6 protein-coding genes are annotated in these 10,183 nt (G+C 74.5%); all 6 read left to right on the top strand.

Translation table 11 applies throughout. The features are described from left to right. Positions 1-182: 182 nt before the first annotated feature. The 6 genes from ABD363_RS29125 to ABD363_RS29100 all read left to right on the top strand — a co-directional run bounded on the left by ABD363_RS29125 (position 183) and on the right by ABD363_RS29100 (position 10,071). Positions 183-1,601 carry an ABC transporter substrate-binding protein gene (locus ABD363_RS29125; protein WP_344608911.1) on the top strand — a complete coding sequence of 473 codons (1,419 nt, stop codon included), beginning with the start codon at positions 183-185 and terminating at the stop codon, positions 1,599-1,601. 67 nt (positions 1,602-1,668) lie between these two features. Further along, entirely contained in the window at positions 1,669-2,952 is a 1,284-nt protein-coding gene (locus ABD363_RS29120) for a carbohydrate ABC transporter permease (protein ID WP_344608909.1), read from the top strand. Further along, a complete protein-coding gene (locus ABD363_RS29115; protein ID WP_344608907.1) occupies positions 2,949-3,857 on the top strand; it encodes a carbohydrate ABC transporter permease in 909 nt (302 codons plus the stop codon). Before ABD363_RS29120 ends, ABD363_RS29115 begins: the two co-directional genes overlap by 4 nt. Before the next feature lie 511 nt (positions 3,858-4,368). Continuing rightward, on the top strand, positions 4,369-6,570 hold the full coding sequence (locus ABD363_RS29110; RefSeq protein ID WP_344608905.1) for a bifunctional glycosyltransferase family 2 protein/CDP-glycerol:glycerophosphate glycerophosphotransferase: 2,202 nt from the start codon (positions 4,369-4,371) through the stop codon (positions 6,568-6,570). 1 nt (position 6,571) lies between these two features. After that, a complete protein-coding gene (locus ABD363_RS29105) occupies positions 6,572-8,800 on the top strand; it encodes a bifunctional glycosyltransferase/CDP-glycerol:glycerophosphate glycerophosphotransferase (RefSeq protein ID WP_344608903.1) in 2,229 nt (742 codons plus the stop codon). Next, entirely contained in the window at positions 8,797-10,071 is a 1,275-nt protein-coding gene (locus tag ABD363_RS29100; RefSeq protein WP_344608913.1) for a hypothetical protein, read from the top strand. Before ABD363_RS29105 ends, ABD363_RS29100 begins: the two co-directional genes overlap by 4 nt. The last annotated feature ends 112 nt before the right edge of the window (positions 10,072-10,183 follow it).

Raw genomic sequence — 10,183 nt, 5'->3', positions numbered from 1 at the left:
CAGGCACCGGCCCCGCGGCGCGGCCGGCCGGCCGCGCCGCGGGGCCGGTGCCTGATCACGAGGCGGTCACGATCCCGGCGTTCACGCCGGACGCGCTCTTGCCGCCCCCGACCCGCCGGGCGTACACCAGACCGCACGGGACAGCGCCGGACGTTCGACGAGGAACGAAGAACGGGGCAGTGATGCGCAGCACGAGCAGCACCTTACGGACACGCAAATCGCCCAGCCGTCTCACGGCATCCCCCACCCGCCGCAGAGCCGCGCGGGCCGCGGCCGCCGCCGTCGCGGGAGCTCTGGCGCTCTCGCTCACCGCCTGCGGAAGCGACGACGACAAGAGCGACGGCGATCCCCCGAAGAGCGGTGACGCGACGGCCGCCGCCGTCACCCTGCCCAGGCTGGACGGCGAGAGCCTGGAGGTCTCCGCCGTCTGGACCGGCGCCGAGCAGGCCAACTTCAAGAAGGTCCTGGCGGAGTTCGAGAAGCGCACGGGCGCCGAGGTGACCTTCGTGCCCGCCCAGGACCCGATCATCAACTTTCTCGGTTCGAAGATCGCGGGCGGTCAGCCGCCGGACGTGGCGCTGCTCCCGCAGCCCGGCGCCATCAAGCAGGCCGTCGAACGGGGCTGGGCCAAGCCGCTGGGCGCGGACGCGCTCGAGGAGCTCGGCGAGAACTACTCGCAGGGCTGGCAGGACATCGGCAAGGTCGACGGCAAGCAGTACGGCGTCTACTACAAGGCCGCCAACAAGTCCCTGATCTGGTACAACGCCCAGGTCTTCGAGAACGCCGGGGCGAGCGAGCCCAAGACCTGGGACGAGCTGATCACCACCGCGCGGACCGTCTACGACTCCGGTGTCACCCCGTTCTCCGTCGGCGGCGCCGACGGCTGGACCCTCACCGACTGGTTCGAGAACGTCTACCTCTCCCAGGCCGGCCCGGAGAAGTACGACCAGCTGGCCCGGCACGAGATCAAGTGGACGGACCCTTCCGTGAAGGAAGCCCTGACCACCCTCGCCGAGGTCTGGGGCGAGAAGGACTACCTCGCGGGCGGCCCGGACGGCGCGCTGCAGACGGAGTTCCCGGCGTCGGTGACGCAGACCTTCACCGGCGGCGACCAGCCCAAGGCGGGCATGGTCTACGAGGGCGACTTCGTGCAGGTCAACATCGGGGAGACGGAGGCGGAGATCGGGACGGACGCGAAGGTGTTCCCGTTCCCGGCGGTCGGGGACACCGCGCCGGTGGTGTCCGGCGGCGACGCGGCCGTGATCCTCCAGGACTCGAAGGCGGCGCAGGCGCTGGCCACCTTCCTCGCCTCCCCGGACGCGGCGGCGGTCCAGGCGAAGCTGGGCGGCTACCTCTCGCCGAACAGGAACGTGCCGGAGTCGGCGTACCCGAACGAGGTGCAGCGGAAGATGGCGAAGGCGCTGCTCGCGGCCGGTGACAGCTTCCGCTTCGACATGTCCGACCAGGCGCCGCAGGCCTTCGGCGGCACGCCCGGCAAGGGCGAGTGGAAGGCGCTGCAGGACTTCCTGAAGAACCCGAAGGACGTCGCGGGCGCCCAGCGCAAGCTGGAGGCGGACGCGGCCGCCGCCTACGGGGACTGACGCCATGGCGTCGGTCAGCGCGGCAGGGGCCCCGCCGGGCCCGGTCGCCCCCAGGTCGCGCAGGAGCGTGACCGGCACCCGCAAGGCGGTGGCGGCGCTGTTCCTGCTGCCCGCCTTCGTGCTGCTGGGCGCGCTCGTCGTCTACCCGATCGGGTACTCCCTCGTCCGCAGCTTCTACGACCAGTCCGGCGACGGCTTCGCCGGATTCGACAACTACCGGGCCCTGTTCACCGACGACGGCATCCGCACCGCCCTGAAGAACAACGTCGTCTGGGTGGTGTTCGCGCCGACGGTCGCCACCGCGCTCGGGCTGGTGTTCGCGGTGCTGACCGAACGGGTGCGCTGGGGCACGGCGTTCAAGCTGGTCGTCTTCATGCCGATGGCGATCTCGATGCTGGCGGCGGGCATCATCTTCCGGCTGGTGTACGACCAGGACCCGGACAAGGGCGTCGCCAACGCGGTGTGGGTGGGCGTCCACGACACGTTCGCCCAGTCGTCGGCGTTCCCGAAGGCGCACCCGGGCCGCGAGTCGCCGCTGCGGCCGGCCGGCGGGGGCGCGTTCGTCACCCGGGAGCCGGTGCGGGCCGGCGAGCCGGTCGCGCTGCCGCTGGTCGGTGTCGCGCCCGACCGGATGCCCGACAGCGCGCGGCGGGCGGCGCCGCCGCGGCCGGAACCGGGCAAGGTCGCCGGCACGGCCTGGCAGGACTTCACCCGCGGCAAGGGCGTCGGCACGCTGGGCGGCGTCGACGCGTCCGAGCTGGGCTACGCCGGCATGCGGATCGAGGCCGTCCGGGACGGCCGGGTCGTCGCGTCGACGACGGCCGCCGACGACGGCACGTTCACGCTGCCCGCGGCGGCCGACGGGGCGCTGCTGCGGCTCCCGGCGGACAACTTCCGGGAGCCGTACAACGGTGCGGACTGGCTCGGCCCGGCCCTGGTCACCCCGGCGATCATCGGGGCGTACGTGTGGATGTGGGCCGGTTTCGCGATGGTGCTGATCGCGGCCGGGCTGGCCGGGGTGCCCCGCGAGCTCCTGGAGGCCGCCCGGGTCGACGGGGCGAACGAGTGGCAGGTGTTCCGGAAGGTCACGGTGCCGCTGCTGGCACCGGTCCTCGCGGTCGTCACCGTGACCTTGATGATCAACGTGCTGAAGGTCTTCGACCTGGTCTTCATCATCGCCCCCGGCTCCTCCCAGGACGACGCGAACGTCCTCGCCCTGGAGCTGTACCGCAAGGGCTTCTCCGAGGACCAGCCGGGCGTCGCCAGCGCGATCTCGGTGTTCCTGCTGCTCCTGGTGATCCCGGTGATGTGGTTCAACATCCGCAGGCTCAGGCGGGAGGTCAGGCGATGACGGCCGAAGCCGGCACTCCTCCGAAGGCTGCCCCCGCCCAGCCGGCGAAGGCCGGGCGGTCGCTCGGCTCGCGCCTCGCCGAGGGCGTCGGCGGCGGCCTGGTCCGGGTGTTCCTCGTCGTCGTCGGCCTGTTCTGGCTGGTCCCGACGATCGGTCTGCTGATCTCCTCGCTGCGCGCGCCGCGGGACATGGCCGCGAGCGGCTGGTGGGAGGTGTTCACCGAGCCCGCGCAGCTCACCTTCGAGAGCTACGACAAGCTGCTGGGCAACGGCGACATCACCGACTCCCTGGTCAACACCGTGCTGATCACGGTCCCGTCGACGGTCCTCGTGGTCGTGATCGGCTCCCTGGCGGGCTACGCGTTCGCGTGGATGGAGTTCCCGGGCCGCGACTGGTGGTTCCTCGGCGTGGTCGGGCTGCTGGTGGTGCCCGTGCAGGTGGCGCTGATCCCGATCGCCGAGCTCTTCGGCGGGATCGGCCTGTTCGGTTCGGTCCTCGGCGTGGTCCTGTTCCACACCGGTTTCGGCCTGCCCTTCGCGGTGTTCCTGCTGCGGAACTTCTTCGCGGAGATCCCCCGGGAGCTGCTGGAGGCGGCCCGCCTCGACGGCGCCGGTGAACTGCGCCTGTTCGCGCGGGTCGTGATGCCGCTCGGCGGCCCGGCGATCGCGAGCCTGGGCATCTTCCAGTTCCTGTGGGTGTGGAACGACATGCTGATCGCGCTGGTGTTCACCGACTCCGGCAGCCAGCCGATCACGGTCGCGCTGCAGACGCAGGTACGGCAGTTCGGCAACAACATCGACGTGCTGGCGCCCGGCGCGTTCATCTCCATGGTGATCCCGCTGGCCGTGTTCTTCGCGTTCCAGCGGCAGTTCGTCTCCGGGGTGATGGCGGGCGCCGTCAAGTAGCCGCCGGGGACGGGGCGGAGGGGGCGGGCCGGCACCGGCCCGCCCCCTCCGCCGTCCGGCCGCGGTCCCCCATCTGCCACAAACGCCGTAACCAAGTCACTCCATTGGCCGTTCCCGGGCCGAACGCCCGCACCGACCCATGGATGTGCCGTGCCCCGGTCCAGTGTCATCGTCCCCGCGTACCAGGTTCAGGCGCGCCCCGCCGGGTGCCCGGAGCCGGCACCGTGCCGGTCGTGCCGGGCTCCGGGGCCGAGCGCGGCGGGCGGCCGCCCGCCCAACGCCCGCGGCGCGGTCACCGGCGGGTCCGCGGCCCGCGATCCGCGCGCCGTCCCCGACAGTCCCTGACCGCCGTCCCCCCGGAGTCCGTATGTTCCGCAGGCCCCGCGGCTCGTCGCGGCCCACGCCGACCCGGCCGCCCGCCTGGCGGCCGGCGGGGCGGCCCGGCCGCCGTCCCGCCGGCTGAGGCGACCGGCCGCACCGAGAAGACCCGTCGAGCCACAGAGGGAGCAGAATGCCCCGCTTCAGCATCATCGTCCCGTCCCATGGGGTCGCGGGCCGGCTGACCCAGGCGCTGGACTCGGTCCTCGCCCAGTCCTTCGGCGACTTCGAGCTGATCCCGGTGTGCGACGCGCCGGCCTCCCCCGCGGCGGACGTGGCCGCGGCCCGCGCCGGGCGGGACTCCCGGGTGGCCCCCGTGCACGCGCCGCCGTCGGCCGGCCTGGCCGGGGCGCGCAACGCCGGGCTGCGGGCGGCGACCGGCGCGTACGTGCTGTTCCTCGACGGCGACGACACGCTCGTGCCGGGGGCGCTGGCGGCGCTCGACGCGCGGCTGCGGGAGACGGGCGACGTGGACGTCCTGTACGCCGAGCACGAGCGGGTCCCCTGGTGGGAGGGCGAGCCGGCGAACCCGGCCGCGCCCCTGCTGGCGGACGCCCCGGACGGGCCCTTCTCCCCCGGCCGGGCGCCGTGGCTGACCGGCGTGCGGCTGCCGGCGTGGAGCGCGGCCTACCGGCGGGCCTTCCTCACCGGGCGGCGGCTGGCCTTCCCCGCCGGGCACCACACCGACGTCGGCTTCGGCGGCCTGGTCACGGTCCACGCCGAGCGGCTGGCGGTGCTGCGCTCGGTGGTCGTGCGGCATCTGCTGCGCCGGCAGGGCAGCCGGCTCGACGCGCCGGGGACGCACCACTTCGACCTGCTCGGCCAGGTGGACCTGGTGCTCACCCGCGCCGGCGAGCTGGGGCTGCCGGCGCGGCGCCGGGAGCCGCTGTTCGAGCAGGCCGTCGCCGCGCTGCTGCGGACGGCCGCGCACCCGCGGCGGCTGCCGTCGGGGCGCCGGGACTTCTTCCGCCGGGCGAGCGCGCTCTACCGCCGTCACCGGCCCGCCGGTTTCCGTCCCCCGGGCGGCGGGCTCGGCGTGCAGCACCGGCTGCTGGCGTCCGGGTCGTACCCGGCGTTCCGGGCGCTGCGCGGCCTGCACCGGGCGGCCGTGCGCGCCGTCCGGGCCGTGCCCCGCCCGCGCGGAGCGCGCACCCGCCTGCTGTACCGGCTGCACCTGCGCCGCCCGCTGGATCCGAACCTCGCCGTGTACTGCGCGTACTGGGGCCGCGGCTACGCCTGCAATCCGGCGGCGATCCACGCCAGGGCGCGCGAACTGGCCCCGCACATCCGCTCGGTGTTCCTGGTCGAGGCCGGCCGGGAGCACACCCTGCCCGAGGGCGTGGAGTACGCCGTCCTCGGCAGCCGCCGCTGCTGGGAGGTGCTGGCCCGCGCGAAGTACCTGGTCAACAACGCCAACTTCGCGGAGGGCGTGGTCAAGCGGCCGGGCAGCGTGCACCTGCAGACGCAGCACGGCACGCCGCTGAAGAAGATGGGCGTCGACCAGTCGACGTACCCGGTGGTGGCCGCGGCGACCGGCAGCTTCACCAAGCTGCTGGGCCGCGTCGACCGCTGGGACTTCAACCTCTCGGCCAACCGCCACTCCACCCAGGTGTGGGAGCGCGCCTTCCCGGGCTCCTACGAGCAGCTGGAGTACGGCTATCCGCGCAACGACGTGTACTACACAGCGACCGCGCGCGACGTGGCCCGGATCCGGCGCGACCTGGGCGTCCCGGAGGGCAGGACGGCCGTCCTGTACGCGCCCACGCACCGCGACCACCGCACCGGCTTCGAGACCGGGCTGGACCTGGCGGCCTTCTGCGAGGCGGCCGGCGAGGACGTGGTCGTGCTGCTGCGCGCCCACTACTTCTACGACCGGGGCGCCGCCCGCGGCGGCGGGCGGATCCTCGACGTGACCGCGCACCGCTCCACCGAGGAGGTGTGCCTGGCCGCCGACGCGCTGATCACCGACTACTCCTCGATCATGTTCGACTACGCCAACCTGGACCGGCCGATCGTGATCTACGCCGACGACTGGGACGTCTACCGGGAGACCCGGGGCGTCTACTTCGACCTGATGGCGCAGCCGCCCGGCCCGGTGGCCCGGACCCCCGAGGAGCTGGCGCGGCTGTTCCGGGACGGCACCTGGGCGGGGCCGGAGGCGGCGGCGCTGCGGGCCGCGTTCCGGGAGCGGTTCTGCGAGTTCGACGACGGGCGGGCCGCCGAGCGCGTCGTGCGGCGGGTGCTGCTGGGCGAGCCGCCCGAGGCGCTGCCGCCGGTGCTCCCGCTCGCCGAGCGCGTGCCCGCCCCCGCCGCGACGACCCTGGTGAGGAGCTGACGTGCCCCGTTTCAGCGTGATCATCCCCTGCTTCAAGGTGCAGGGCTATCTGCGCGAGTGCCTGGACTCGGTGCTGGAGCAGTCCTACCGGGACGTCGAGGTGATCGCCGTCGACGACCGCTCCCCGGACGGCTGCGGCGCGATCCTCGACGAGTACGCGGCCCGCGACGAGCGGGTGCGCGCCCTGCACCTGCCGGAGAACGTCGGCCTGGGCCGCGCCCGCAACGCCGGGATGCCGCACGCCACCGGCGACTACCTGTTCTTCCTGGACAGCGACGACACCCTCACCCCGGGCGCGCTGCGCGCGCTGGCCGACCGGCTGGCGCAGACCGCCGACCCGGACGTGCTGGTCTTCGACTACGCCCGCACCTACTGGTGGGGCGGGACGCGGCGCAACGCCCTGGCGCGGGTGCTGGCCCAGGCCGGCGAGGGCACCTTCACCGCGGCCGAGCGCCCCGAGATCCTGAGCCTGCTGATGGTGGTGTGGAACAAGGTCTACCGGCGCGACTTCGTCGAGCGGGAGGGCTTCGCCTTCCCGCCGGGCTACTACGAGGACACGCCGTGGACGTTCCCGGTCCTGCTCAGCGCCGGGCGGATCGCCACGCTGGACCGGATCTGCCTGAACTACCGGCAGCGCCGCCGGGGCAGCATCCTGTCCACCACCAGCCGCCGGCACTTCGACATCCACGAGCAGTACGAGCGGGTCTTCGCGTATCTCGACGCCCGTCCGGAGCTGGCGGGCTGGCGGCCCTTCCTGCACGCCAAGATGGGCGAGCACTGCCTCGACGTCCTCGCCAAGCCGGACCGGCTGCCGCCGTCCGCCCGGCGCGCGTTCTTCCGCCGCACGGCCGAGCTGTTCCGCGCCCACCGGCCCGAGGGCGCGGCCGTGCCGGCCGGGCTGCGGGTGCTGGAGGGCGGGTACGCCGCCTACCGCGTCCGGCGGGAGGCCGGGCGGGCGGGGCGCGAGCTGGAGCGGCGGGCGCGGCAGGCGCGCGCCGCGGCGGCCGGGCGGCTGGCGCGCGGCCGGTCCGCGGTGCGCGCCCTGCGCCCGCTGGATCCGCACCTGGTCGTGTACTCGGCGTTCTCGCACCGGGGCGTCCTCGGCGATCCGGCGGCGATCTACCACAAGGCGCGCGAGATCGCCCCGCACCTGCGCGGGGTGTGGGTGGTGCGGGACGAGGAGACGGCCGCGGCGGCCGCGGCGGCGCTGCCGCCGGACGCGGAGTACGTGCTCCTCGGTTCCGCCGGGTACCGCCGGGTCACCGAGCGGGCCGCGTTCTTCGTCAACAACGTCAACTGGCCCGGCGCGCTGGCCAAGCGGCCCGGCAGCGTCCACATCCACACCCACCAGGGCACCCCGCTGAAGTACATGGGCGCCGACCTGCTCACCAAGCCCGGCGCCCGGTACGGCCTGGACGTGCCGCAGATGCTGCGCCGCGCGGACCGCTGGGACTACAGCCTGGTCGCCAACCGGCACTCGGAGCTGGTGTGGGAGCGGGCCTACCCGTGTCGCTTCCGGTCCGTGCGGACCGGCAGCCCGCGCAACGACGTGCTGGTCGGCGCCGACGCCGACCACGGCCGGCGGGTCCGCGCCCGGCTCGGCGTCCCCGACGGCCACACGGTCGTGCTGTACGCGCCGACCTGCCGCGACTACCGCCGGGGCGGGTACGTCGAACGGATCGACCTGGCCCGGTTCGCCGCGGACCTCGGCGCCGGCCGCACCCTGGTCGTCCGGCTGCACCCGTCGCTGGCCGCCGGCCCGGCGCGCGGCATGGGCCTGGCCGAGCTGCACCGGCGCGGGGTGCTGATCGACGCGACGGACGAGCCGCACGTGACGGACCTGATGCTCGCCTCCGACGTGCTGGTCACCGACTACTCCGCCCTGATGTTCGACTACGCCAACCTGGACCGGCCGATCGTGGTCCACGCCGACGATCTCGCGGCGTACACCGCGAGCCGGGGCACCTACTTCGACATCACCGCCGAGGCGCCCGGCCATGTCGCGCGCTCCTACCGGGAGCTGGCGTGGCTGTTCGCCTCCGGGGCGTGGCGGGACGAGGAGGCGGCGCGGCTGCGGGCCGCCTTCGCCGGGCGGTTCTGCGAGTTCGACGACGGCCGGGCCGCCGAGCGGGTCGTACGGACGCTGCTGCTGGGCGAGGAGATGCCGGCGCCGGCCACCGCCCGGCTGCCCGCGCCGGCCGCCGCCCGTGACCTGCTGACCTCGTGGTGAGGCAGCGCACCTGGGTGCTGGTGGCGGCCGCGGTGTTCGCCGTGCTCCAGCTCGCGAACGTCACCGGCCGGGCCACCCCCGACACCCGGAACTACGTGTCGTACGCCCTGGGTCTGAGCGGCGCGGACAAGCGGGCGGCGGCCGCGGCCACCATCGACCACTACTGCGGGAGCAGGGCGTCGATCGCGCACCGCCGGCAGGACGTCGACGTGGTCCGCTTCCACCGGCCCGATCCCGCCCCGCGGGTGCGGGCCGAGTGCCGGGAGCGGGAGTGGCGGAAGGTCGAGCCGCGGCTGCGCGCCGGGCAGACCGGCGGGCACACCGTGCCGTTCACCTCGGAGCGCTTCATGCGGATCTTCGAGGCGCGGCCCGGCTATCCGCTGTTCCTGGTGCCGTTCGTCACGGTGTTCGGCGTGACGTGGGGCGTGTGGGCGGCGGGGGTCGTCGTCACGGTGCTGGGCGGGGTCCTGGTCTTCCTGGTCCTGCGCACCCTGGCGGTGCCGGCGCCGCTCGCGCCGGCCGGCCAGGTGCTGTACTACGTGCTGCCGTGCGGGGCGACCGCCATGCGCCCCATGACGGAGGGGCTGCTGCTGGCGCTGACCCTGGCGGCGGTGTGGGGCTGCGCGCTGGTGCTCCGGGGGCGGCGGGAGCGGGCCGGGCTCGCCCTGGTCGGCGGTTCGCTGCTCGCGCTGTTCGCCGTGAAGCACTCGCAGGCGCTGTTCCTCGGGCTGTGCCTGGCCGGGGCGGGCGCGGCGATCGCGCTGCGGCGGCGCCGGCGGGGCCGGGCGGCGGGGCGGGGGGTGTGCGCGGTGGCGGTGACCGGGCTGGCCGCCGCCGCCGGGACGCTGCTGCTGGCGCGGCTGCTGCACTACCCCTCCGCGTCCGAGAGCGTCCAGGACCTGCTCACCGACCACTTCGCCCGGCCCGACCGGGAGCGGCCGTGGCGGGAGTTCCTGCAGCTCCAGGGGCGTTTCTGGGTGGAGTGGCTGCGTCGGCAGCTGTGGGAGCCGCTGTTCGTCGCGGCGCTGGCCGCCGGGGTGTGGGGCGCGCTGCGGCGGCCCGCGTTCGGCGGGTTCCTGATCGCCGCCGCGGGCACCGGGTTCCTCACCCAGGCCGGGCATCCGGACATCACCATCTGGGGCGAGCGGCTGATCGTGCTGGCGTGGCTGCTGCCGGTGCTGGGGGTGCCGCTGCTGCTGGAGGGGCTGGTGCGGTCGCGGGTGGCGCTGCCCGCGCAGGGGCACCCGGACCGGGTCCACTCGATGAGGTGACGGATGCCACCGGCACGGCCTACCTCACCCGATGAGGTGACACGACGTCATGTCACCGCCGGCCGGGGGAAGATACGGCAGATGCGTCGAACGTCCCGATTTCCCTCGGCCC

It is taken from the genome of Streptomyces glaucus, assembly GCF_039533365.1.
GTDB lineage: Bacteria > Actinomycetota > Actinomycetes > Streptomycetales > Streptomycetaceae > Streptomyces > Streptomyces glaucus.
Note: the sequence above shows the minus strand (reverse complement) of the source record. Positions and strands in the feature narration are given on the sequence as shown.

Excerpts from the sequence above, each read along its gene's own strand:
- ABD363_RS29125 (WP_344608911.1), top strand. The coding sequence starts at position 183 with ATGCGCAGCACGAGCAGCACCTTACGGACACGCAAATCGCCCAGCCGT.
- ABD363_RS29115 (WP_344608907.1), top strand. The coding sequence starts at position 2,949 with ATGACGGCCGAAGCCGGCACTCCTCCGAAGGCTGCCCCCGCCCAGCCG.
- ABD363_RS29110 (WP_344608905.1), top strand. The coding sequence starts at position 4,369 with ATGCCCCGCTTCAGCATCATCGTCCCGTCCCATGGGGTCGCGGGCCGG.